The sequence below is a fragment of the Streptomyces sp. NBC_01017 genome, from assembly GCF_045162795.1.
Classification (GTDB): domain Bacteria; phylum Actinomycetota; class Actinomycetes; order Streptomycetales; family Streptomycetaceae; genus Streptomyces; species Streptomyces machairae.
The window spans coordinates 3,693,953-3,718,364 of the sequence record NZ_CP108683.1 but is presented as its reverse complement, the minus strand read 5'-3'; the positions used below and the strand labels follow the sequence as shown (position 1 = coordinate 3,718,364).

At 70.7% G+C, this 24,412-nt stretch carries 20 protein-coding genes; 17 read left to right on the top strand and 3 right to left on the bottom strand.

Annotated elements, in window-relative coordinates:
- Nucleotides 1-19: 19 nt before the first annotated feature.
- From OG331_RS16845 to gatB, 5 genes are all read left to right on the top strand, one after another.
- Complete coding sequence (locus OG331_RS16845) at nucleotides 20-514, top strand: cupin domain-containing protein (protein WP_406196908.1); 495 nt, start codon at nucleotides 20-22, stop codon at nucleotides 512-514.
- A gap of 110 nt (nucleotides 515-624) precedes the next feature.
- Nucleotides 625-921, top strand: coding sequence for an Asp-tRNA(Asn)/Glu-tRNA(Gln) amidotransferase subunit GatC (gene gatC, locus OG331_RS16840; RefSeq protein WP_007384860.1), 297 nt, complete (start codon nucleotides 625-627; stop codon nucleotides 919-921).
- Between the two features lie 5 nt (nucleotides 922-926).
- Complete coding sequence (gene gatA / locus OG331_RS16835; protein ID WP_406196906.1) at nucleotides 927-2,420, top strand: Asp-tRNA(Asn)/Glu-tRNA(Gln) amidotransferase subunit GatA; 1,494 nt, start codon at nucleotides 927-929, stop codon at nucleotides 2,418-2,420.
- Nucleotides 2,417-2,656 carry a hypothetical protein gene (locus OG331_RS16830; protein ID WP_328423132.1) on the top strand — a complete coding sequence of 80 codons (240 nt, stop codon included), beginning with the start codon at nucleotides 2,417-2,419 and terminating at the stop codon, nucleotides 2,654-2,656. Before gatA ends, OG331_RS16830 begins: the two co-directional genes overlap by 4 nt.
- Nucleotides 2,657-2,671: 15 nt before the next feature.
- Complete coding sequence (gatB, locus tag OG331_RS16825; RefSeq protein ID WP_406196904.1) at nucleotides 2,672-4,186, top strand: Asp-tRNA(Asn)/Glu-tRNA(Gln) amidotransferase subunit GatB; 1,515 nt, start codon at nucleotides 2,672-2,674, stop codon at nucleotides 4,184-4,186.
- 59 nt (nucleotides 4,187-4,245) lie between these two features.
- On the opposite strand, the gene OG331_RS16820 is transcribed toward gatB, so the two are convergent.
- Nucleotides 4,246-5,052, bottom strand: coding sequence for an SAM-dependent methyltransferase (locus tag OG331_RS16820; protein WP_406196901.1), 807 nt, complete (start codon nucleotides 5,050-5,052; stop codon nucleotides 4,246-4,248).
- Between the two features lie 190 nt (nucleotides 5,053-5,242).
- Here OG331_RS16820 and OG331_RS16815 point away from each other — a divergent pair, with 190 nt between their 5' ends.
- From OG331_RS16815 to OG331_RS16785, 7 genes are all read left to right on the top strand, one after another.
- Nucleotides 5,243-5,632: a hypothetical protein gene (locus OG331_RS16815; protein ID WP_406196899.1), complete on the top strand. Its 390-nt coding sequence runs from the start codon at nucleotides 5,243-5,245 to the stop codon at nucleotides 5,630-5,632.
- 212 nt (nucleotides 5,633-5,844) lie between these two features.
- On the top strand, nucleotides 5,845-8,073 hold the full coding sequence (locus OG331_RS16810; RefSeq protein ID WP_406196896.1) for an MMPL family transporter: 2,229 nt from the start codon (nucleotides 5,845-5,847) through the stop codon (nucleotides 8,071-8,073).
- Nucleotides 8,051-8,626, top strand: a complete 576-nt coding sequence (locus OG331_RS16805) for a GNAT family N-acetyltransferase (protein WP_406196893.1) — start codon at nucleotides 8,051-8,053, stop codon at nucleotides 8,624-8,626. Before OG331_RS16810 ends, OG331_RS16805 begins: the two co-directional genes overlap by 23 nt.
- Nucleotides 8,627-8,681: 55 nt before the next feature.
- Nucleotides 8,682-9,260, top strand: coding sequence for a hypothetical protein (locus tag OG331_RS16800; protein ID WP_406196890.1), 579 nt, complete (start codon nucleotides 8,682-8,684; stop codon nucleotides 9,258-9,260).
- Nucleotides 9,261-9,476: 216 nt separating this feature from the next.
- Nucleotides 9,477-9,659 carry a hypothetical protein gene (locus OG331_RS16795; protein WP_406196887.1) on the top strand — a complete coding sequence of 61 codons (183 nt, stop codon included), beginning with the start codon at nucleotides 9,477-9,479 and terminating at the stop codon, nucleotides 9,657-9,659.
- A gap of 158 nt (nucleotides 9,660-9,817) precedes the next feature.
- A complete protein-coding gene (locus OG331_RS16790) occupies nucleotides 9,818-12,859 on the top strand; it encodes an AAA family ATPase (RefSeq protein ID WP_406196884.1) in 3,042 nt (1,013 codons plus the stop codon).
- Between the two features lie 47 nt (nucleotides 12,860-12,906).
- Nucleotides 12,907-13,122: a DUF6191 domain-containing protein gene (locus OG331_RS16785; protein WP_383243157.1), complete on the top strand. Its 216-nt coding sequence runs from the start codon at nucleotides 12,907-12,909 to the stop codon at nucleotides 13,120-13,122.
- A 10-nt stretch (nucleotides 13,123-13,132) separates the two neighbouring features.
- Here OG331_RS16785 and OG331_RS16780 read toward each other — a convergent pair whose 3' ends face one another.
- Entirely contained in the window at nucleotides 13,133-14,281 is a 1,149-nt protein-coding gene (locus OG331_RS16780; RefSeq protein ID WP_406196881.1) for a PQQ-dependent sugar dehydrogenase, read from the bottom strand.
- A gap of 788 nt (nucleotides 14,282-15,069) precedes the next feature.
- Complete coding sequence (locus OG331_RS16775) at nucleotides 15,070-16,068, bottom strand: aldo/keto reductase (protein ID WP_406196879.1); 999 nt, start codon at nucleotides 16,066-16,068, stop codon at nucleotides 15,070-15,072.
- 76 nt (nucleotides 16,069-16,144) lie between these two features.
- On the opposite strand from OG331_RS16775, the gene OG331_RS16770 reads away from it, so the two are divergent.
- The 5 genes from OG331_RS16770 (at nucleotide 16,145) to ilvC (ending at nucleotide 24,353) form a co-directional block, all read left to right on the top strand.
- A complete protein-coding gene (locus OG331_RS16770; protein WP_406196877.1) occupies nucleotides 16,145-17,095 on the top strand; it encodes a 2-hydroxyacid dehydrogenase in 951 nt (316 codons plus the stop codon).
- Between the two features lie 452 nt (nucleotides 17,096-17,547).
- Entirely contained in the window at nucleotides 17,548-20,586 is a 3,039-nt protein-coding gene (locus OG331_RS16765; protein WP_406196875.1) for a putative bifunctional diguanylate cyclase/phosphodiesterase, read from the top strand.
- 237 nt (nucleotides 20,587-20,823) lie between these two features.
- The gene (locus OG331_RS16760; protein WP_406196873.1) at nucleotides 20,824-22,680 is read left to right on the top strand and encodes an acetolactate synthase large subunit; all 1,857 of its coding nucleotides are present in this window, start codon (nucleotides 20,824-20,826) and stop codon (nucleotides 22,678-22,680) included.
- A gap of 21 nt (nucleotides 22,681-22,701) precedes the next feature.
- Nucleotides 22,702-23,226 carry an acetolactate synthase small subunit gene (ilvN, locus tag OG331_RS16755; protein WP_007496172.1) on the top strand — a complete coding sequence of 175 codons (525 nt, stop codon included), beginning with the start codon at nucleotides 22,702-22,704 and terminating at the stop codon, nucleotides 23,224-23,226.
- A 128-nt stretch (nucleotides 23,227-23,354) separates the two neighbouring features.
- Nucleotides 23,355-24,353, top strand: coding sequence for a ketol-acid reductoisomerase (ilvC, locus tag OG331_RS16750; RefSeq protein ID WP_328879026.1), 999 nt, complete (start codon nucleotides 23,355-23,357; stop codon nucleotides 24,351-24,353).
- The last annotated feature ends 59 nt before the right edge of the window (nucleotides 24,354-24,412 follow it).

Here is a 24,412-nt window from a genome sequence, read left to right as displayed (position 1 = left end):
CCGTCACTGGGGGTTCGACATGTCGCTGTTCGTTCCGAAGTTCGACGAGTCCGTGATCGTCCGCGAGGCCGAGGCGGAGGTCGTCGGCCGCGCGCCCACCACCATGCGTCTGCTGGCCGACAGCAGCCGGACGGGCGGTGCGCTGTCCACCCAGCGCGTCACGCTCGCGAGCGGCGCCGACGGCGCCAAACCGCACTGGCACGACAACTCCGCCGAGATGTTCTTCCTGCTCGCAGGTGCCGCCGAGATCCTTTCCGGTGACGACGTCCTCACCGCCGGCCCCGGCGACCTCGTGGTCGTACCTCCCGGCAAACCGCACGCCTTCGCCGCCGTGCCGGGCACCGACGCCGACCTCCTGATCGTCATCACACCCGGCGTCGAGCGCTTCGAGTACTTCCGCCATGTCCAGCGCATCGCCCTCGGCGAAGCCACCCCGGAGAGCCTGCTGGAGGTGCAGGAGCTGTACGACAACCACTTCATGAGGAGCGAGGTCTGGGAGGGGCGCCGTCACTGACGGACGAGGGCCCGGGGAAACCGTTTCACGGCCACTGTCCGCCGCCCCATAGGATTGGGACGACTAGCCCCAGCCCCGAACCACCCACACTCACCCCAGAGGATCGCTGCATGCCTGGCATCACGCGCGAGGAGGTCGCCCACCTCGCCCGGCTGGCGCGTCTGGAGCTGAAGCCCGAAGAGCTCGAGCACTTCGCGGGACAGCTGGACGACATCATCGGCGCGGTCGCCCGCGTCAGTGAGGTCGCCGACCAAGACGTACCGCCGACCTCGCACCCGCTCCCGCTGACGAACGTCATGCGGGCGGACGAGGTCCGTCCGTCGCTCACCCCCGAGCAGGCGCTCTCCGGCGCCCCGGCCCAGGAGCAGCAGCGTTTCAAGGTGCCGCAGATCCTGGGGGAGGACTAATCGCCATGACGGACATCATCAAGCTCACGGCCGCCGAGACCGCCGCGAAGATCGCCTCCGGCGAACTCACGGCCGTGGCGGTCACCGAGGCCCACCTGGCCCGCATCGAAGCAGTCGACGAGAAGGTGCACGCCTTCCTGCACGTCGACCGCGAGGGTGCCCTGGCGCAGGCCCGCGCCGTCGACGACAAGCGTGCCAAGGGCGAGAAGCTCGGCCCGCTGGCCGGCGTCCCGCTCGCGCTGAAGGACATCTTCACCACCGAGGGCATCCCGACGACCGTCGGTTCGAAGATCCTCGAGGGCTGGATCCCGCCGTACGACGCGACGCTCACCAAGCGGCTGAAGGCCGCCGACGTCGTCATCCTCGGCAAGACCAACATGGACGAGTTCGCCATGGGGTCCTCCACCGAGAACAGCGCCTACGGCCCGACCGGCAACCCCTGGGACCTCACCAAGATCCCCGGTGGATCGGGTGGCGGCTCGTCCGCCGCGCTCGCCTCCTTCCAGGCGCCGCTCGCCATCGGCACCGACACCGGCGGCTCCATCCGTCAGCCGGCCTCCGTCACCGGCACGGTCGGCGTCAAGCCGACGTACGGTGCGGTCTCCCGCTACGGCATGGTCGCCTTCTCCAGCTCCCTCGACCAGGGCGGCCCCTGCGCCCGTACGGTCCTGGACGCCGCCCTGCTGCACGAGGTCATCGCCGGGCACGACCCGATGGACTCCACCTCGATCGACGCGCCGGTCCCGCCGGTCGTCGAGGCCGCCCGCAACGGCAGCGTCGAGGGCATGCGCGTCGGCGTCGTCAAGCAGTTCCGCGGCGAGGGCTACCAGGCCGGCGTCATCCAGCGCTTCGACGAGTCCGTCGAGCTCCTCAAGGAGCTGGGCGCGCAGATCGTCGAGCTGGACTGCCCGTCCTTCGACCTGGCGCTCTCGGCGTACTACCTGATCGCGCCCTCCGAGTGCTCCTCCAACCTCGCCCGCTTCGACGGCCTGCGCTACGGCCTGCGGACCGGCGACGACGGCACGAACTCCGCCGAAGCGGTCACGTCGATCACCCGTGAGGCGGGCTTCGGCCCCGAGGTGAAGCGCCGCATCATGCTCGGCACGTACGCCCTGTCGAGCGGGTACTACGACGCCTACTACGGCAGCGCCCAGAAGGTCCGCACGCTCATCACGCGCGACTTCGAGAAGGCCTTCGAGCAGGTCGACGTGATCGTCTCCCCGACGACGCCGACCACCGCCTTCGCGATCGGCGAGCGTGCCGACGACCCGATGGCGATGTACCTCGCCGACCTGTGCACCATCCCGACCAACCTGGCGGGCAACGCGGCCATGTCGCTGCCCTGCGGTCTGGCTCCGGAGGACAACCTCCCGGTCGGCCTGCAGATCATCGCTCCGGCGATGAAGGACGACCGGCTCTACAAGGTCGGCGCTGCTGTCGAGGCCGCCTTCGTGGAAAGGTGGGGGCACCCGCTGATCGAGGAGGCTCCGTCGCTGTGAGTGCACTGACCAAGGCCAAGGGCTTCAAGAAGTCCAAGTCCGGTACGTACCTGTCCATGGCCGCCACCGCGTTCGGCGCGTTCGGCGTCGCAAAGCGGCTCAAGACGGCCCGCGCCGAGAAGGACACGCTGGTCCTGATCGACGCCACCGTGTCCGCCGCCGCCATCGTCACCGGCCTCGCCATCCTCTACCGCGAGCTGAAGCGGCTGGGCGACGACGACGTCCTGCTGGGCTGAGAGGGAAGTTTCACCGTGACCACCACGACCGACCTGGTGTCGTACGAGGACGCTCTGGCGTCGTACGACCCCGTCATGGGCCTTGAGGTCCATGTCGAACTCGGCACCAAGACCAAGATGTTCTGCGGCTGTTCGACCGAACTCGGTCAGGACGCCAACACGCAGACCTGCCCCACCTGCCTCGGCATGCCCGGCGCGCTCCCGGTCGTCAACGCGATCGGCGTGGAGTCGGCGATCAAGATCGGTCTCGCGCTGAACTGCGAGATCGCCGAGTGGTGCCGCTTCGCCCGGAAGAACTACTTCTATCCGGACATGCCGAAGAACTTCCAGACCTCCCAGTACGACGAGCCGATCGCCTTCAACGGCTACCTCGACGTGCAGCTGGAGGACGGCGAGACGTTCCGCGTGGACATCGAGCGCGCCCACATGGAGGAGGACACCGGCAAGTCGACGCACGTCGGCGGTGCCACGGGCCGTATCCACGGCGCCTCGCACTCGCTCCTCGACTACAACCGCGCCGGCATCCCGCTCATCGAGATCGTCACCAAGCCGATCGAGGGTGCCGGTGAGCGCGCGCCCGAGGTCGCCAAGGCATACGTCCGTGAGCTGCGCGAGCTCATCAAGGCGCTCGGCGTCTCCGAGGCCCGTATGGAGATGGGCCAGATGCGCTGCGACGTGAACCTCTCGCTGCGCCCGAACGGCACCGAGAAGTTCGGCACGCGGTCCGAGACGAAGAACGTCAACTCGCTGCGGTCCGTGGAGCGTGCGGCCCGCTACGAGATCCAGCGGCACGCCGCCGTGCTGAACGGTGGCGGGACGATCATCCAGGAGACGCGGCACTTCCACGAGGACACCGGGTCGACGACCTCGGGCCGCGTGAAGGAAGAGGCCGAGGACTACCGGTACTTCCCCGAGCCGGACCTGGTGCCGGTGGCCCCCTCGCGCGAGTGGGTCGAGGAGATCCGGGCGGGCCTCCCGGAGCTGCCGCTGGTCCGCCGTACCCGACTCCTCGCGGAGTGGGGCATCTCGGCCGTCGAGATGCAGGCGATCCTCAACGCGGGCGCGCTGGACCCGATCGTCGCGACGATCGACGCCGGTGCCGACGCCGCCTCCGCCCGCAAGTGGTGGATGGGCGAACTCGCCCGCAGCGCCAACGAGTCGGGCAAGGCGCTCGACGAGCTGGCCATCACGCCGGCGCAGGTGGCCCGCGTCACCGAGCTGGTCTCGAAGGGCGATCTCAACGACAAGCTGGCCCGCCAGGTCATCGAGGGCGTCCTCGCGGGCGAGGGCACCCCGGACGAGGTCGTCGACAAGCGCGGTCTGAAGGTCGTCTCCGACGAGGGTGCGCTCACCACGGCCGTCGAGGAGGCCATCGCCGGCAACCCGGCCATCGCGGACAAGATCCGCGGCGGCAAGGTGGCCGCGGCCGGCGCCCTGGTCGGCGCGGTCATGAAGGCCACCCGCGGCCAGGCCGACGCGGCCCGCGTCAAGGAGCTGATCCTTCAGCAGCTGGGCGTCAGCGAGGGCTGAGCACCTGGATCCGTACGGCCCCGGAGGCAAGTCCTCCGGGGCCGTCGCCTTGCTCGGCGCTACGGCTTACGGCGTCCTACGAGCCGTACGAAGCCCAGCGCGCGGCCCTCGTCATGGCGCAGCATCTCGCCGACCCGGCGGGCCATCGTGCGATGCCACTCCTCCGGGCTCTCCTCGGCGATCACCTCGCACCACAACAGCCAGTCCCGCCAACCGTCGTCCAGCCAGTCGGCGGCCTCGACCTCGACGGCGCCGCTGCGGGTCCACTGGCGTCGCCACCAGTCGGCGGAGTGGAAGCACCAGTAGCCCGGCTCCCACCACGGCTCGAGATGCTCCGGCGGCTCGAGCCCCTCCGGTTCCTCCCGCAGCGCGGGCACGACGACGCCGATCCGTCCGCCGGGCCTCAACAGCCGCGTCAGGGTGGGCAGATAGAGGTCGTCGGTGCCGAAGTACTGGTACGCGTCGACGCTCACGATCGCGTCGAAGCTGCCCTCGGCGAACGGCAGGTCGTGCGCCTCGGCGTGCACGGGCTGCACCCGGTCGGCGAAACCGGCCTCGGCGATGCGCCCCGCGTTGTCGTCGGGCTTGATCCACAAATCGGCCGCGGTGACCTGGGCGTCGTACTCCCTGGCCAGGAAGACGGAGGTCATGGCCCGCCCGCAGCCCAGGTCGAGGACGCGCGCGCCGGGGCGCAGGGCCTCCAGACCGAGGGTCGGGGCCAGCCACTCCAGCAGCCAGAGTGCGTTCGGGCCCATCTGGTTCTCCACGACCCAGCGGGGGTCGTAGCTGTTGCTGCGCGGGTAGCGGGGGTGGGTCAGCCGCTTGGTGAGGTCCTCATTCGAGGTCCTCGGGGTGATGTCCTGCATCGGTGAACGGGCTCCTTGAGTCCGGGAAAGCGGAGAGGGATACGGAGGAGCTCGGCCGGACGCTCAAACAATGCACCTGCTCAGGTCGGCGGCGGCGGTGTGCCGCAGCATGGCTGACCTCCGGAAACTAGCAGTGGCAGGTACGGCCCGGCATCCGGTTTTCCAGCGCGACCCGCTACGCTCGCCCGCCATGAGTGGACGCGGTGATTCCGAGATATCCGAGACGGGGGAGGACCGGACCGAGACGCCCGAGGACCTGGACGGCGGCAGGGACTTGGAGGACGTCGAAGACCTGGAGGACGTCGAAGAGTTCGAGGACGTCGAGGATCCGGCGCAGGTGGCGCGGCGGGCCCGCTGGACGGCGGCCGTGACCGGGTCGCTGCTCGCCCTCGCCGGACTGGCCGCCTCGATGCTGCGAGCCACCGGTTCCGCACCGGCTCTCGTCCCGGCCGCCTACGCCTTCGGCGCCGCAGTCTGCGCGCTCGGCGCGTTCCTCGGCTCGCGGGGTCGCACCCGACGGGCGCTGTGGCTGCTCATCGCCGGGGTGATGGTGATGGCGCTGGGGGATCAGTTCGACTGATGTGCGAGCCGGCGCTCCTCAGCGACAGAGTGACCGTTACTGTCCTGTGATCTGCCTCCCAATCGTGTGAATAAACGCACGAACGGGGCAAACGATCATTTCCGCCTGCGAGAGTTTGCTTCACATCGCTCACGCGTTCTTTGCGGGCTGTTCACTTCACATGAACGACTGTTCCCGGCCAAAGATCCATAAATAGTCCTGGGAGCACGTTCGTGGCAGCCCTCGCACGCTGGTGTGTCCAGCGCCGCCTCGTCGCCGTACTGCTCTGGCTGCTTGCCTTCGGAGGGGTGACCGCGGCCGCCGCCGTGACGGGCTCCGCGTACTCGAACGACTACCAGGTCCCCGGCACCGAATCGGGCCGCGCCACCCAGCTGTTGGAAGAGGGCTTCCCCGGCCTCGGCGGCGACAGCGGCACCGTCGTCTGGCACACCGCCTCCGGCACCGTGCGCGCCGTCGACGTCGAGCAGACCATGACGCGCACCCTGGACGAGATCGCGGAACTGCCCGGAGTCGCGGCCGTGAGCAGCCCGTACGACAAGCAGGGCGCCGCGCAGATCAGCGAGGACGGGCACACGGCGTACGCCACCGTCACCTTCGACGCCGGAGCCGAGAGCCTCGACGTGGGCGACGCGCAGGCGGTCGTGAGCGCGGCCAAGGACGCCGAGACCGACGGGCTCCAGGTGGAGCTGGGCGGCAGCGCCGCCGGGCTCACCGAGTCGCCGGGCGGGCACATCGCCGAGGTCGTCGGGGTGGCCGTGGCGGCCGTCGTGCTCTTTCTCGCCTTCGGATCGCTCGCCGCCTCGCTGCTGCCCATCGCCACCGCGCTGGTCGGCGTCGGCACCGCGTACGCCGGGATCGCGCTGCTCGGGCACGTCATGACGGTCGCCGACTTCGCGCCCATGCTCGGCATGCTCATCGGCCTCGGCGTCGGCATCGACTACGCGCTGTTCATCGTCACCCGGCACCGGCGCGGGCTGAAACGCGGGCTGCCCGTCACCGAGTCGATCACGAACGCCGTCGCGACCACCGGACGGGCCGTCGTGTTCGCGGGTGCCACGGTGTGCATCGCCCTGCTCGGCATGCTGATCCTCCGGCTGAGCTTCCTGGGCGGCGTCGCGATAGCCGCCTCGCTGACCGTGGTCCTGACGGTCGCCGCCTCCGTGACCCTGCTGCCCGCCCTGCTGTCCTTCATCGGCATGCGCGCCCTGAGCCGTCGCGAGCGGCGCCGGCTGACGGAGCACGGACCCCAGCCCGAGCTGCCGACCGGGTTCGCCGCCCGCTGGTCCGCGTTCGTGGAGCGCCACCCGAAAGCGCTCGGCGCGATCGCCCTGGCCGTCATCACGGTCCTCGCACTGCCCACCCTGGGCCTGCGCCTGGGCACCTCCGACCAGGGCAACAACCCCGAATCGGCCACCACCCGCCAGGCCTACGACCTCCTCGCCGACGGCTTCGGACCCGGCGTGAACGGCCCGCTCACCCTCGTCACCCAGGTCGACGGCGGCGACGACAAGCTCGCCCTCGACAACCTCGACGCCACCCTGCGCAGCACCGAGGGCGTCGCGACGGTGACCCCGGTGACGTACAGCAGCGGCGGCGACACCGCCTACCTCACCGTCGTACCGGAGTCCTCGCCGCAGTCGCGGCAGACCAGCGACCTCGTCGACCGGCTGCGCTCCGAGGTCCTGCCGCGCGCCGAGACCGGCACCTCGCTCGATGTGCACGTCGGCGGCATGACGGCCGGCTACGACGACTTCGCCGACGTGATCGTCGGCAAGCTCCCGCTCTTCGTCGGCGTCGTCATCGGCCTGGGCTGTCTGCTGCTCCTGCTCGCCTTCCGGTCCGTCGGCATACCCCTGAAGGCCGCCGCGATGAACGTCGCCGCGGTCGCCGCCGCCTTCGGCGTCGTCGTCGCGATCTTCCAGTGGGGCTGGGGGAGCGAGCTGCTGGGGCTGGGGCGCGCGGGGCCGATCGAGCCCTTCCTCCCCGTGATCATGGTGTCGGTGCTCTTCGGCCTCTCCATGGACTACCAGGTCTTCCTGGTCAGCCGGATGTACGAGGAATGGCTGGAGACCGGCGACAACCGGCGGGCCGTGCGCATCGGCCTCGCCGAGACCGGCCGGGTGATCAACTCCGCCGCGGTCATCATGATCTCGGTCTTCCTCGCCTTCGTCCTCAGCGGCGACCGCGTGATCGCCATGTTCGGGATCGCCCTGGCCGCCGCCGTCGCCCTGGACGCCTTCGTCCTGCGCACCCTCCTCGTCCCCGCCCTGATGCACATGCTCGGCGGCGCCAACTGGTGGCTCCCCCGCTGGCTCGACAAGCGCATGCCCCGCATCAGCATCGAGCCGCCCGAGTCCCGCGCCGCCCATGAGAGGCTCACCGACGTCGTGGCGGAACTGGAGAAGGAGCAGCGGGGCGATGTACGCGATATTGCTGGGTGACGACGGAGCCGAGTTGCGGCCCCTGGAGCCGTGGCACGCCGAGGAGTTCCTGGCCCACCTGGACCGGGGGCGGGAGTTCATCAACCAGTACGTCCCCTTCGGTTCGAAGGCCACGGACGTCGACGCCGCGCGTGCGGTACTCCAGCGGTACGCCGACATGCGCGCAGCCGACACCGGGTCCCTGCACGGCATCTGGCTGGAGGGCAAGCTGGTCGGCGGGGTGCTCTTCCTCAACTTCGACGCCGAGAGCGCCAACTGCGAGGTCGGCTGCTGGCTGGAGCCCGCCGGCACCGGGCGGGGACTCGTCGCGCGCGCGATGCGCGTCCTCATCGACTTCGCCGTCGAGCAGCGCGGCATGCACCGCGTCGAGTGGATCGCCTCCGCCGGGAACACGCCCAGCCTGAACGTGGCGCGCCGCCTCGGCATGACCCGCGAGGGCGTGCGCAGGGAGAGCTACCCCTATCGTGGGGTGCGGCACGACGTCGAGGTGTGGTCGATTCTGGCCCCCGAGTGGCGTGAGGCACGCACGCGTGCCGTCCACAATGATCAGTAAGAGGCCTCAACGATCATTAAGAGACCTCTCATACTGCGTCCGTACGGTGCGAGGCATGGGAACGAAGACAGTGGACGAGACCGGCGCCGACCGAGGCACTGAGGCGAAGACCGACGAGGAGAAGGTGGACGTCGTCAAGGCGAGCGACGCCACTGACGCCACCGGCTCCGACGAGGTCGAGGAGAACGACGACATCGAGGCCGAGGACGAGGTGACCGCTCAGGCCACGGAAGCGAGCCCCTCCGCTGTCGGCCAGGGCGCGGCCGCGGTCGTCTCCGCGGCGCTCGGCCTCGTCTCCCTGACCGGAGGCTGGATCGGCACGGTCGCCGCCGCGCGCGAGACCCTCGTCGGCCAGCTGCAGACCGCGTCCAACGCGGACGTCGCCACGCAGATCAAGGAGGTCTACGGCGACGCCTGGCAGACCTCCGCCCTGTGGGCCGGCGTGTTCGCGCTGGCCGCGCTGATCGTCGGCGTCGTCGTGCTCGCCCGTCCCGCGTTCGGGGCGCCCGGCAAGCCACAGGCCCCGTGGATCAAGTCGGTCGCCTGGGGCGGTGTCGCGCTCGGCGTCATCGGCATGCTGCTGGCGGTGCTCAAGTACACCGACGCCCTGCTCGGCCTGCCCTCGGCGGGCTGAGCCACCTGAATCACCGCAGGCCCCGAGGGGCCTCAGGGCCGCCGTAAGGACCTTAGACGGCGCCCTGAGGCCCCTCAGGCGCGTCTAAGGCCCCCTCGGCCGCCGAAGATGCGGAACTCTCCCGATGTGGCGGACCCGCCTTGGAGACGAAGGTTGACCCATCGCACAAAGCGATCTCGGAAAACGCGTCTCACCAGGGAAAACGAGGGTCCTGCCATGTACGAGTACGAACTCCACCACATCCGCTCCGCCGACCTGATCCGCGAGGCCGAGCACGAGCGCATGGTCCGCGAGGCCATCCGCGTCCGCCGCGCCGCGAGGCGCTCCACCAGGGGCGCGGCGGAGGCGGAATCGCATACGTCCCGCCTCCGGAGGCTCCGGCATCCGCGTGCCGCGTGAAGCCGGGGGTTACGGTCGCCGACGGTCGCCTCCCGGCTCCGGTCGCGGCCGTCTCAGCCCGCCCGGCACTTGAGGACGAGGCCCGTTCAGGGCCGAAGCGGGAGTCCGGGGGCGGCAGCCCCCGGAAAACCGATGCCGGACCCGCAGTGGCGCGTGCGATGCTCGGACCCGTGGAGAGCCGGTCCGTCAGTCCCGTGTTCGTCGGTCGCGCAGCCGAGTTGGAGATATTGAACGACGCCCTCGCCCGAGCCGCCGCGGGCGAGCCGCAGGCGTTGGTGATCGGCGGCGAGGCGGGGGTCGGCAAGACCCGCCTCGTCGAGGAGTTCGCCACCGCCGCCGGCCGGGGAGCCGTCGTCGCGCTCGGCGGCTGCGTCGAGATCGGCGCCGACGGGCTGCCGTTCGCCCCGTTCTCCACCGCGCTGCGCGCCCTGCGCCGCGAACTGCCCGGCGAGCTGGCCGCCGCGGCCGCCGGCCAGGAGGAGGAACTGGCCCGGCTGCTGCCCGAGTTGGGCGAGACAGTCCCGACCCGCGGCGCGGACCGTTCCGACGAGGAGGGCATGGCCCGTCTCTTCGAGCTCACGGCCCGGCTCCTGGAGCGCGTCGCCGCGGGCCGCACGGTCGTCGTCGCCCTGGAGGACCTGCACTGGGCCGACGCGTCCACCCGCCACCTCCTCGCCTACCTCTTCCGCACCCTGCGCACCGGCCGCCTCGTCGTCCTCGCCACCTACCGCTCCGACGACATCCACCGCCGCCACCCGCTGCGCCCGCTCCTCGCCGAACTCGACCGGCTGCGCACGGTCCGCCGCATCGAACTCGGCCGCTTCAGCCGCGCCGAGGTCGGCCGCCAGATCGCCGGCATCCTCGCCACCGAACCCGACCCGGTCCAGATCGACGAGATCTTCGAACGCTCCGACGGCAACGCCTTCTTCGTCGAGGAACTCGCCGTCGCCGCCCACGAGGGCAGCTGCACCGGTCTCACCGACTCCCTGCGCGACCTGCTCCTCGTCCGGGTCGAGAGCCTGCCGGACAGCGCCCAACGGGTCGCCCGGACCGTCGCCGAGGGCGGCTCCACCGTCGAGTACCGGCTACTGGCCGCCGTCGCCCAACTCGCCGAGGACGACCTCATCGAGGCGCTGCGGGCCGCCGTGGGCGCCAACATCCTCATCGCCGCGCCCGGCGACGACGGCTACCGCTTCCGGCACTCCCTGGTCCGCGAGGCCGTCGGCGACGACCTGCTGCCCGGCGAGCGCTCCCGCCTCAACCGCCGCTACGCCGAAGCCCTGGAGAGCGATCCGACGCTCGTCCCCGCCGGCGAGCGCGTGATGCGGCTGGCCAGCTACTGGTACCACGCCCACGACCCGGCCAAGGCCCTGCCCGCCGTCCTGGACGCCTCCGTCACCGCCCGCCGCCGGCACGCCCACTCCGAGCAACTGCGGCTGCTGGAACGCGCGATGGAGCTGTGGGACACCGCCCCCGAGGACATCCGGGCCACCCTGCGCCCCGTCGACTACGCCGAGGCCTACCCTCCCTGCGGCTGCGACCCCGACACCACACCCCTGCGCTACCTCGACCTGATGGCCGAGGCCGCCGTCGCCGGACGTCTCTGCGGAGAGCGCGAACGCGCCCTGAAGATCACCAAGCGCGCCCTGCATCTGCTCGAGGACGAGGGCGATCCGATGCGCGCCGCCTGGTTCTGGGTCCAGCGCTCCCGCCTGACGCAGGCCTTGGCCCGCGGCGACGGCTGGAAGGAGCTGGGCACCGCCCAGGAGCTGGTGCGCGGCCTGCCGCCGTCCGAGGTGCACGCCGAGGTGCTGGCCACCGCGGCCAACTGGTCGATGCTGCGTGCCCCAGGCCCCGACGCCATGTCGGCCGCCGAGCGGGCCGTGGAGTACGCCCGCATGGTGGGCGCCGAGGACATCGAACTCAACGCGCGCCTCACCCTCGGCAGCCTCATGGTCGACGCCGGCCACATCGACGCCGGACTGGCCCAGATGTACGAGGTCAAGGAAGAGGTACTGACCCGTGGCATCACCACGGTGGTGGGCCGGAGCCATGTGAACCTGCCCTCCGCGCTCGAAGGCATCGGCCGCTCCCATGACGCCGTCGGCATCCTGCGCGAGGGACTGCGCCTCACTCAGGAGTGGGGGCTGCGCGACTCCGAGGCGTGGATCTGGACGAACCTCGCCGAGTCGCTGGTCTCCCTGGGCCGCTGGGACGAGGCCGCCGACGCCGCGGTGAACGCCCAGCGCACGGGGCAGTCCGCCAAGCCGCGCGGCGGGGCCTCCAACAGCCTCGCCCATCTCGCACTCGCCCGCGGAGAGGTCACCGAGGCCGCCCGCCATCTCGCCGCCGCCCGCGCCTCCTACGGCACCCACGACCCCATGCCGCAGAACAACCTGCCGATGTCCTGCCTGGCCCTCGGCACAGCCGCCGCCGAGGGCCGTCTCCTCGACGCCCGTGCGGAGGCCGACCGGGTCCTGGACGCCGGCTTCCCGCCCGGCACCCACCGCTACGCCTGGCCGCTGCTGCTGGCCGCCGCCGTGGCCGAGTCCGACGCCCGCGCCCAGTCGCTGCCCACCGCCCAGGAGGGCCGCGCTGCCTTCCTGCAACGGCTCTTCGAGACCGTCCGCCAGCTCACCACGGGCGCGCCCCTGTGGCTGGCCTACGAGAAGTGGACCCGGGCCGAACTCGACCGGGCCGACGGCCGGACCGCCACCGACACCTGGTCGGACGTGGTCACCGCCTTCGAGGCCCTGGAGCGGCCCTACGACCTCGCTCGGGTCCGCCACCGCCTGGCCGAGGCCCTGCTCGCCGTCGGCGGCGACGACGAGCGCGCCCGCGCAACGGAACTGCTCCGGCTGACCCGGGCCGCCGCCACCCACCTGGACGCCCGTCCGCTCGTCGACGCCACGACGCACCTCGCCGAGCGAGCCCGCCTCGCCCTCACGACGGCCCCGCCGCCGGCCGACCCGGCCGACTCCCTCGGCCTCACCACCCGAGAACGAGACGTCCTGCGCCTCGTCTCCGCCGGCCGCACCAACCGCCAGATCGCCGAGGAACTCTTCATCTCCCCGAAGACGGCCAGCGTCCACGTGTCGAACATCCTGGGCAAGCTCGGCGTCTCCGGGAGGGGCGAGGCGGCGGCCGTGGCGCATCGGACGGGGATGTTCGCGGCCGAAACGCTCACGTCCGGGACATGAGCCCGAGGTTTACGCTGTAAGGGACGCCGCCGGCCAAGGGAGGCTCCGTGTTCAACGCGTTCGAGGAACTCTTCGCGCCCGGCCGCAAGCACACCCGCGACGAACAGAACCGTCTGGAACTGACCCGCGAGGACGTCGGGGACGCCGACCCCGGGCGCGGACCGATAGATCTCGCGTCCGGGAAGGTCGTCGTACGGCCGCCCGAACCGTCGGCCGAGGAGGACGACGGCGGGGGCGACGGGAAGCGCGACGGGGAGGGGTGAGGGCGGCCGCTCAGGTCACCTGCACCTCCAGAATCCGGTCGTCCCCGTCCTTCGGGTCGCCCCGTCCGTCCGTGTTGCTGGTCGTCACCCACAGCTTGTCGCCGCCCGCCGAAACGACGGTCCGCAGTCGGCCGTACTCGCCTTCCAGGAAGGCCTGCGGGTCGGCCGATGCCTCGGTCCCGTTCAGAGGGACCCGCCACAGACGCTGGCCCTTCAGGCCCGCCATCCACACAGAGCCTTCGGCGTAGGCGATGCCGCTGGGGGAGGCGTCGTCGGTGCCCCACTGGGCGAGGGGGGTGCGGTACTTGGAGTTGTCCGACTTGCCCTCGACTTCTGGCCATCCGTAGTTGCCGCCCGGCTTGATCGCGTTGAGTTCGTCCCAGGTGTCCTGGCCGAACTCGGCGGCGAACAGGCGCTGTTTGGCATCCCAGGCCAGGCCCTGGACGTTGCGGTGGCCGTACGAGTACACGGGGGAGTCGGGGAAGGGGTTGCCGGGAGCCGGTTCGCCCTCCGGGGTCAGGCGCAGGATCTTGCCGCCCAGGGACTCCTTGTCCTGGGACAGGCCCGTGTCGCCGCTCTCGCCCGTGCCCGCGTACAGCATCTTGTCGGGGCCGAAGGCGATCCGGCCGCCGTTGTGGATGAAGCCCTTGGGGATGCCCTTGAAGATCGTGTCTGGTGCGCCCAGTTGCTCGCCGGTCGGCCGCTGCTCGTCGTACAGCACGCGGACTATGCGGTTGTCCGAGGCCGAGGTGAAGTACGCGTAGATCATGTGGTCCGAGGCGTAGTCCGGCGACAGGGCCAGGCCCATGAGGCCGCCCTCGCCCGCAGGGGACACCCCCGGCACCTCGCCCAGCTCCGTCTTCTTGCCCGTCTCCCCGTCGACCCGCGTGATCGTCGCCTCGTCGCGGGAGGAGACGAGCAGGTCGCCGTCGGGCAGAGGGGCCAGGCCCCAGGGGGTGTTCAGGCCCTCGGCGACCGTGCGCACCACCTTGACGGAGCCCTTTGCAGGCGGGGTCTCCTCGGCGGCCTGCCCGGAGGGCGACGACCCCGCGGCCGTGCTGCTGGGCGCCGCGGCTCCGTCCTCGCCCGGTGATCCCCCGTCGTCGGAGGAACAGCCGGCCGTCAGCAGGAGCGCGGCCGCGGCCATCACGGCCGTCACAACTCGACGTTGCACTATCAAGGTCCCTTCGACGCGGCGGCTTCTACTTTTCTTACACCGCTCGCGCCTCACAGGTTCCCGATCCATGAACCTCGAACCACCGCCGTGCGGGCGTCCCGTCCGTGTTCGATGGCAGCCGAGGCCTGTGACCTGCGGCCGAGCCCAGTTGTGGGGCCGGCGGGGCAGTATCCGGAGGCCGAGACTTCCCGACGGGACTGGACGGGACTGGACGGGACGGGCCGCAGGACGGTGTCCGGGCCGCCGAAAGGATTCACGCCGGTCTGGATGGCGGCCCGGTCCTTCGGCGTGCTGGGCCTCCGCCGGCCTGGATAGCCGCTGCCCCCGCCCTCCGGCCGAATCTCGGCCTGCAGCCCGGCGATGTTCGGGCCAGGGTCCTTGCGCTGTACCGGCCCAGGGCCACTGTGATCCAAGGCGGCCCCGGCACCCAGCCGGGTGCGTCTCCGGCAGCCGCATCCCCCCGGCCTCGGCGTCCTCGCTCACCCAGCGCTCGCGTGTGGCCCGGCCTGGGGGCCGCGATCCTGTGGCGCGCTGGGGCCCGCGGCTCGGCCGCCGTTTCCTGGCCGGCGCCGCCCATCCGGGAGGCTGTATTCGCCAGGTCCGCCAGATCCGCCAGATCCGCCAGTTCGGTCCGCGTCAGCCGCCGTCACCCCGGCCCGGGCGTTCTCGCCGGTCCAGCGCTGCCGTTCGGCCGGGCCCCTGGGGCCGCGATCATGTGGCGCCCGGCGCTATGCGCCCGCGCCGCCCCGCCGTCCCCCCGACCCGCACCCTCAGTCCCACGACACCAACGCCCCCGGCAACTCCGCCACTTCCGCCAGATCCGTCTCCGTCAGCCGCAACCCCCCGGCCGCCGCGTTCTCGCTCACCCAGCGCTCCTGCTTCGCGCCCGGCACGGTGACCACGTGCCGCCCCTGGGCCAGTACCCACGCCAGTGCCACCTGCGCCGGCGTGACGCCCTCCCCGTGGCGGGATGCGATGCGGCGCAGGCCGGCGATTATGGGCTGGTTGGCTGCCATCATCTCCGCGGTGAAGCGCGGGTGGCGGGCGCGGACGTCGTCCGGTTCGAAGCCCTCGCCGGGGGTCAGCCTGCCGGTCAGGAAGCCGTTGCCCAGTGGCATCGCGGCCAGGAAGCCGATGCCGCGGGCCTCGCACCACGGCAGCAGCGTCTCCAGAGCCTCCGGCGACCACACCGACAGCTCCGCCTGTACGGCGCTCACCGGAAAGACCTGCTGCACCCGCTGCAGCTGGCGGATCGTCGCGTCGTGCAGACGGGTTCCCGAGCGGCGGCCACCGCGCGCGCCCACCGCGCACAGTCCCAACGCCCGTACCTTTCCGGCCCGAACGAGGTCCGCCATCGCGCCCCAGGTCTCCTCGACCGGTATCTCGGGGTCCGCGCGATGCAGTTGGTAGAGGTCGATGACGTCCGTCTGCAGGCGGCGCAGAGAGGCGTCGCAGGCGCGCTTCACATAGCCGGGACGGCCGTTGGCCACGATGTGCTGTTCGCCCACGAGCAGGCCGACCTTGGTGGACACGAACGCGTCCTGGCGGCGCTCCTTCAACACCCGCCCCAACAGCAGCTCGTTGGTGAACGGGCCGTACATATCGGCCGTGTCCAGGAGGGTCGAGCCCAGATCGAGCGCCCGGTGCACCGCCCTGAGCGACTCCTCGCCCCGCTGCCGCGACGTGCTGTAGGCCCAGCTCATCGGCATGCACCCGAGTCCGACGGCTCCCACCGCGAGCGCCGCCGCGCCGATCGTCCTGCGCTCCACCTGGCCGTAACCCTCCCTCTTTCGGCACCCCAACCTAACCTCTGCACTCCTGTTCGCCTGACATAGCCTCCAAGGCATGACTGCTGACGTGTGGCTCCCCATCCCGCCGGAAGAGATCGAGGGCCTCCCGCAGGGCCCGCACTACCGCTTCTGGAACGGCGAGGAGACCTTCCCCGCCGACCCGGCCGAGTGCGCCTTCTACGTCGTCCCCTACATGAAGCCGCCGGGAATCGGTCAGCGTCCCCTGCCGGAAATGACCTCCGTGGAGGTCGTGCAGACACTTTCCGCCGGTATCGATCACGTGGAGTCAGGCCTGAAGCAACTGCCTCCGGGTGTGCGGCTGTGCAACGCGCGCGGGGTGCACGAGGCAAGCACCGCCGAGCTCACGCTCACACTGATCCTCGCCTCGCTGCGCGGCGTCCCCGACTTCGTGCGGGCCCAGGACAGAGGGGAGTGGCTCAGCGGTTTCCGGCCCGCTCTTGCGGACAAGAACGTCCTCATCGTGGGATACGGCTCGATCGGCGCCGCCATCGAGGACCGGCTCGCACCCTTTGAACTCGCGCGGGTGGCGCGCGTCGCGCGCTCTGAGCGCACCACGGCGCGCGGACCCGTGCTTCCGCTCACCGAACTGTCCGCCGTGCTTCCGGAAGCGGACGTCGTCATCCTTTGCACGCCCCTCACAGCGGCCACCCGGCACCTGGTCGACGCCGACTTCCTGGCCCGCATGAAGGACGGCGCGCTGTTGGTCAACGTCGCGCGCGGCGGCGTCGTGGACACTAAGGCGCTGCTGACGGAGCTGGAGACCGGGCGCATCACCGCGGCCCTGGACGTCACCGACCCCGAGCCGCTGCCCCGGGAGCACCCCCTGTGGCGTGCGCCGGGCGTGCTGATCAGCCCGCACGTGGGCGGACCGACGTCGGCGTTCCTGCCGCGCGCCAAGCGGTTGCTGGTGGACCAGTTGACTCGTTACGTGAACCGTGAGCCCCTTCGCAACGTGATCCTTACGACGGGCGCGGTGGGCGCGTGACGCTCGCGGGCTGAGCTTCCCGCGGGCGCCGTGTGCGCTGCGCGCAACAGGTCCGAAACCCGCTTCGAGTACCGTCCGCAACCTTCCGGAAGCGGTCCGTACTCGCATATGCGCTGGTCGTCACGGAGCGTAGAGGTGCTATGTCCCTGAGTGACGAGACTGGTGTATCGTCCCGACAGGGGCTGCGCCGTGCACCTTTCGGCGCCGGGGATGGACATTTCAGATTTGTGAGGGGGGCGACGGACGATGCACGGCCTATGGACGAGCAATCCGACGCGGCGGGGCCGTCGGCGGCGACCCTGGCGGACGGCCGCGCGCAGACGCGGCCGGCACGGCACTCACGGCTGTCGTCACAGCCTCCACCACCGCGGGCACAGCAGCCGCAGGCGGCATGCGCACAGCGCGCACCGGGACCCTCGGGACCCGCGAGCGGCGCGGACCGGGAGGGCCCGGTGAGCTCGCCACCGCCCTCCACGACGACGTTGGACGCGGGGCTGCGGGCTCAGCCCTCGTCGGCGGCGCTGCTGCCCCGTCCGTCGTTCCTCGGCGGCGGCTCGGGGCTGGTTCCGCAGCTCGTTCTGGCCCTGGTGTGCGCGGGATACGCCATCGGTTCCGCGCTCGGCTGGGGTTCGGAGCAACTTGCGCTGATCATGGGCGACTTCGGGCTGGCCGCGGCGGCGGGCGCCGCCGCAGTGTCCTGCTTCCGCTACGCCCGTAGCCGCCGTATCCGCTTTCGGCCCGCCTGGCTGCTGTTCGCCCTCTCCTCGGCGATGGCCGCCCTCGGCAACCTGGTCTGGGGATGGTACGAGGTCGTTCTGCAGCGCCCCGTGCCCAGCCCCTCCTACGCCGACGGGTTCTTCCTGTGCTTCGCGCCGCCCGCCATCGTGGGACTCCTGGTGCTCGCCAAACGCCCGGTGACGAAGGCCGGCTGGGTCTGCCTCGCGCTGGACGCCTGGCTGATCGGCGGCTCGCTGCTGACGCTGGCATGGAGCCTCGCCCTCGCCCAGGCGGCCAAGATCGACTCGAACGGCGGGGCCAGCGTGGCGCACACCGCGCTCTCGCTCGCCTACCCGCTGCTCGACATCGCCCTGGTCAGCATGGTGCTCGCGTTGCACTTCCGTCGCTCGTCGGTGAACCGCACCGCGGTCAATACCGCGATCGGCGCGCTCGCCCTGACCGTGATGTGCGACGCCCTGTTCACCTCGCCGCTGATGCACAACAGCTACCGCTCCGGCCAACTGCTCGACGCCGGCTGGTTCGCCGGCTCGCTGCTGCTGGCGTACGCCCCGTGGGCCGCGCCCCGGCACGGAGACGGTGAGCGGCAGGAAGGCACGGGGCACACGCGCGTGGTGCACGAGCACGTGCCCGGACAGCGCGGTGGAAGCCACCACCACACGCCCGCGCCGGGAGGTGATCACAGCCGGTACCCGGTCACCCGGCCGATCGCCGGCTCCCTGGCCGCCCTCACGCCGTACCTCGCGGCCGCCGTCTGCACGCTGGGGATCCTGTACAACGTCCTCAACGGCCGCAGCGTCGACCGAGTCGTGCTCATCACCGGCGGCACCGTCGTGCTCGCCCTCGTGATGCGCCAGGGCATCATGCTGCTCGACAACATCACCCTCACCCAGGAACTGGCGCAGAAGGAGAACCACTTCCGCTCCCTGGTGCAGGGCTCCAGCGACGTCATCATGATCGCCGCACCCAACGGCATCCTCCGGTACGTCTCCCCGGCCGCCGCCGGGGTCTACGGCTGCTCCGCGGAGGAACTGGTGGGCACGGAACTGGCCAATCTCATCCACCCGGAAGACCTGGGCTGCGTGGTGCACGAGGTGCGCCGCTTCCTCGCCGCCAGCCCAGTTGAGGAACCCACTACGCGCATCGAGTGCCGCTTCCGGTCGGGAGACGACGGCTGGCTCAACGTCGAGTCGACCGTCAACCGTCACCACGGTGGCCTCATCTTCAACAGCCGGGACGTGACCGAAAGAGTGCGCTTGCAGGCGCAGCTCCAGCACAACGCCGAGCACGACCCGCTCACCGACCTGCCCAACCGCGCGCTGTTCACCAAGCGGGTCCAGCAGGCCCTGTCCGGCCGCCGTGCCTCCGACCGGGGCATCGCCCTGCGCAACACCGCCGTCCTCTTCATCGACCTCGACGGCTTCAAGGGCGTCAACGACACGATCGGACACCAGGCCGGGGACGAACTGCTCGTCCAGGCCGCCCGCAGACTCCAGGACGCGGTCCGGGGCGGTGACACGGCATCCCGGCTGGGCGGCGACGAGTTCGCGGCCCTGATCGCCGGGGACAACACCCGCGACCGTACCGCCCGCGAACGACACATCCTGGAACTCGCCGACCGCCTCAGGGGGACGCTGTCACAGCCGTACCTCATCGACGGCAACGATGTCCGCGTCAACGCCTCCATCGGCGTCGCCTTCGCCGAGCCCGGCCTCGGCGCGGGCGAGCTGCTGCGCAACGCCGACCTGGCGATGTACCGGGCGAAGGCCGGCGGCAAGGGCCGGGTCGAGCTCTACAAGCCGCAGATGCAGCAGGACGTCGTACGGAAGGCGGAGCTGGCCACGCGCCTGCGGGCCGCGCTGCACGACGGCGAGTTCGCGCTGCTGCACCAGCCGGTGGTGTGTCTGGACAGCGGCCGGATCGCATCGGTCGTCACCCAGGCGCGCTGGCGGTCCTCGCAAGGGGTGCTGTTCACGCCCGCCGAGTTCCTGAGGGTGGCCGAGGACAGCGACAAGACCGCCGAGCTGGGCCGCTGGATGCTGGAGGAGGCCGTGGAGCAGGCCGCCGAGCGCACCGCGACCGGGCTCGCCGTACCCGTCGCCGTGCGGGTGGGCGCGCGCCGGCTGCTGGACCGGTCGATGCCGCTCGGCTCGATCGAGGCGCTGCTGACCCGGCACGGGCTGCCGTCCGGGTCGCTGATCATCGAGCTGTCCGATCTGGACCACCGTGTCTCACTGGACGAACTGGAGCGCCGCCTGAGCGGTCTGCACCGACTCGGCGTCCGGGTCGCCCTGGACGGCTTCGGCAGCGGTTACGCGGCGATCACGGCCCTGCGCCGGCTACCCGTCGACGTACTCAAACTCGACCGCGGTCTGGTCGAGGGTGTCGTCGAGTCCGCGCGGCTGCACAAGATCACCGGTGGGCTGCTGCGGATCGCCGGGGACCTGGGGCTGCCGTCCGTGGCCGACGGCGTGGACCTGCCGGAACAGGTCGTCGCGCTGCGCGCGATGGGGTGCACGCACGGGCAGGGCATGGCGTTCTCCGGACCGCTGGACGAGTACCGGCTGCGTCGCGCGCTCAGTTCCGGTCACTATCCGGTGCCGCATGGACCGGCCGAGCCCGCGTTCGCGGGCGGTGTGAGAGGTGAACGAGCCGTGGAGAGGGGTGCGGGGGTGTACACCGGTGGTGTGCCCGCTGTTCTCGGAGGCGGAAGTGGCCTGCGCTCACATAATGAGACTCCCGTCCCACCCACTTGACAGTGGGTGCGTGCCGGGGGGAGGGTCTGTGCCATGCGCACCCGAATTCTCGTACTTGGAAAGCGCGTCGGCTGAAGCTGGTGACGTCCGGACAGACCCGGAACTCCCAGCGACCACACCCGGCGCGCTCCCCTCGCTTGCCTTATGGCACGAGGGGTTTTTTGTTGCACAGGCGCCTGTCGTGCAGCACCGAAACTCCGCTCAAACTTCGCAAAAACCCTCAGCATCGAGAAGAGAATGCCGATGACCGAGCAGGCCACCGGGGCCCATCACCCGCAGCCCCGGCCCCGATCCGGAGGACACCAGTCCGCCCCCGAGCACGTCACGGGTGCGCAGTCCCTCATCCGTTCGCTCGAGGAGGTCGGCGCCGACACGGTATTCGGCATTCCGGGTGGTGCGATCCTTCCGGCGTACGACCCGCTGATGGACTCCACCAGGGTGCGCCACGTCCTGGTCCGCCATGAGCAGGGCGCAGGTCACGCCGCCACCGGCTACGCGCAGGCCACCGGCAGGGTCGGCGTCTGCATGGCCACCTCGGGACCGGGCGCCACCAATCTGGTCACGCCGATCGCCGACGCCCACATGGACTCGGTGCCGCTCGTGGCGATCACCGGGCAGGTGGCCTCCAAGGCGATCGGTACGGACGCCTTCCAGGAGGCGGACATCGTCGGCATCACCATGCCGATCACCAAGCACAACTTCCTGGTCACCAAGGCCGAGGACATCCCGCGGGTGATCGCGCAGGCGTTCCACATCGCCTCCACCGGCCGCCCGGGCCCGGTCCTGGTCGACATCGCCAAGGACGCCCTCCAGGCGAGGACCACCTTCTCCTGGCCGCCCACCATGGACCTGCCCGGCTACCGGCCCGTCACCAAGCCGCACGCCAAGCAGATCCGCGAGGCCGCCAAGCTGATCACCGCAGCCAAGCGGCCCGTCCTCTACGTCGGCGGCGGCGTCCTCAAGGCCGGCGCCACCGCCGAGCTGAAGGTCCTCGCCGAACTCACCGGAGCGCCCGTCACCACCACCCTGATGGCGCTCGGCGCATTCCCCGACAGCCACCCGCTGCACGTGGGAATGCCGGGCATGCACGGTGCGGTCACCGCCGTCACCGCGCTGCAGAAGGCCGACCTGATCGTCGCCCTCGGAGCCCGCTTCGACGACCGCGTCACCGGCAAGCTGGACAGCTTCGCCCCGTACGCCAAGATCGTCCACGCCGACATCGACCCGGCCGAGATCGGCAAGAACCGCGACGCCGACGTGCCGATCGTCGGTGACGCCCGCGAGGTCATCGCCGACCTCGTCCAGGCCGTGCAGAAGGAGCACGCCGAGGGCCACCAGGGCGACTACAGCGCCTGGTGGAAGGACCTCAGCCGCTGGCGCGACACCTACCCGCTCGGCTACGACCAGCCCGACGACGGCTCGCTGTCCCCGCAGCAGGTCATCGAGCGGATCGGCCAACTCGCGCCGGAGGGCACCGTCTTCGCGGCGGGCGTCGGCCAGCACCAGATGTGGGCCGCGCACTTCATCCAGTACGAGAAGCCGGCCACCTGGCTCAACTCCGGCGGCGCCGGGACGATGGGTTACGCCGTTCCGGCCGCGATGGGCGCCAAGGCCGGCGCGCCGGAGAAGGCGGTCTGGGCGATCGACGGTGACGGCTGCTTCCAGATGACCAACCAGGAACTCACCACCTGCGCCCTGAACAACATCCCGATCAAGGTCGCCATCATCAACAACGGCGCCCTCGGGATGGTCCGCCAGTGGCAGACCCTCTTCTACAACCAGCGCTACTCCAACACCGTGCTGCACTCCGGCCCCGAGGCCGACGGCAAGCAGCCGAGCGCCGGCACCCGGGTCCCCGACTTCGTGAAGCTGTCGGAGGCCATGGGCTGCTACGCGATCCGCTGCGAGTCGCCGGAGGACCTCGACAAGGTCATCGAGGAGGCGAACTCCATCAACGACCGCCCCGTCGTCGTCGACTTCATCGTCCACGAGGACGCGATGGTCTGGCCGATGGTCGCCGCCGGCACCTCCAACGACGAGATCATGGCCGCCCGGGACGTGCGCCCCGACTTCGGCGACAACGAAGACGACTGAGCGAGAGAGACGTAAAAGATCATGTCCAAGCACACGCTCTCCGTCCTGGTGGAGAACACGCCCGGCATCCTGGCCCGGATCGCCGCCCTGTTCTCCCGCCGCGGCTTCAACATCGACTCGCTCGCGGTCGGCGTCACCGAGCACCCCGACATCTCCCGCATCACCATCGTGGTGAGCGTCGCCGACCTGCCGCTGGAGCAGGTGACGAAGCAGCTCAACAAGCTCGTCAACGTGCTGAAGATCGTCGAACTGGAGCCGGGTTCGGCCGTTCAGCGCGAACTCGTTCTGGTGAAGGTGCGCGCCGACAACGAGACCCGCTCCCAGATCGTCGAGATCGTCCAGCTGTTCCGCGCCAAGACCGTCGACGTCTCCCCGGAGGCCGTCACCATCGAGGCCACCGGCTCCAGCGACAAGCTGGAGGCCATGCTGAAGATGCTGGAGCCCTTCGGCATCAAGGAGCTCGTCCAGTCCGGCACGATCGCGATCGGCCGCGGCGCCCGCTCCATCACGGACCGCTCGCTGCGCGCGCTCGACCGCTCGGCGTAGGACGCGTTCGGACGGCCGGGTGACACCGGCCGTCCGGATTCCGCCCGTATGGCGAGACCCCGAAACTTCCCTTCCGCCCTCCGTCATACGGTGGGACGCAACACCTGCACACAAGGAGAGAACCCAAAGTGGCCGAGCTGTTCTACGACGCCGACGCCGACCTGTCCATCATCCAGGGCCGCAAGGTCGCGGTCATCGGTTACGGCAGCCAGGGCCACGCCCACGCGCTGTCGCTCCGTGACTCGGGTGTCGACGTCCGCGTCGGTCTGCACGAGGGCTCCAAGTCCAAGGCGAAGGCCGAGGAGCAGGGCCTGCGCGTGGTGACGCCGTCGGAGGCCGCCGCCGAGGCCGACGTCATCATGATCCTCGTCCCGGACCCGATCCAGGCCCAGGTGTACGAGGACCACATCAAGGACAACCTGAAGGACGGCGACGCGCTGTTCTTCGGCCACGGCCTGAACATCCGCTTCGGCTTCATCAAGCCCCCGGCCGGCGTGGACGTCTGCATGGTCGCCCCGAAGGGCCCGGGCCACCTGGTGCGCCGCCAGTACGAGGAGGGTCGCGGCGTTCCCTGCATCGCGGCCGTCGAGCAGGACGCCTCCGGCAACGCCTTCGCGCTGGCCCTGTCGTACGCCAAGGGCATCGGCGGCACCCGCGCCGGTGTCATCAAGACGACCTTCACCGAGGAGACCGAGACCGACCTGTTCGGTGAGCAGGCCGTCCTCTGTGGTGGTACGGCCGCGCTGGTCAAGGCCGGTTTCGAGACGCTGACCGAGGCCGGCTACCAGCCGGAGATCGCGTACTTCGAGTGCCTGCACGAGCTGAAGCTGATCGTGGACCTCATGTACGAGGGCGGCCTGGAGAAGATGCGCTGGTCGATCTCCGAGACCGCCGAGTGGGGCGACTACGTCACCGGCCCGCGCATCATCACGGACGCCACCAAGGCCGAGATGAAGAAGGTCCTCGCCGAGATCCAGGACGGCACCTTCGCCCAGGCCTGGATGGACGAATACCACGGCGGTCTGAAGAAGTACAACGAGTACAAGCAGCAGGACTCCGAGCACCTGCTGGAGACCACCGGCAAGGAGCTGCGCAAGCTCATGAGCTGGGTGAACGAGGAGGCGTAAGCCTCGGCTGACGGGGCCGGAGCGCGCACGTCCGGCCCCGTTGTCCAACCCGTCGCATC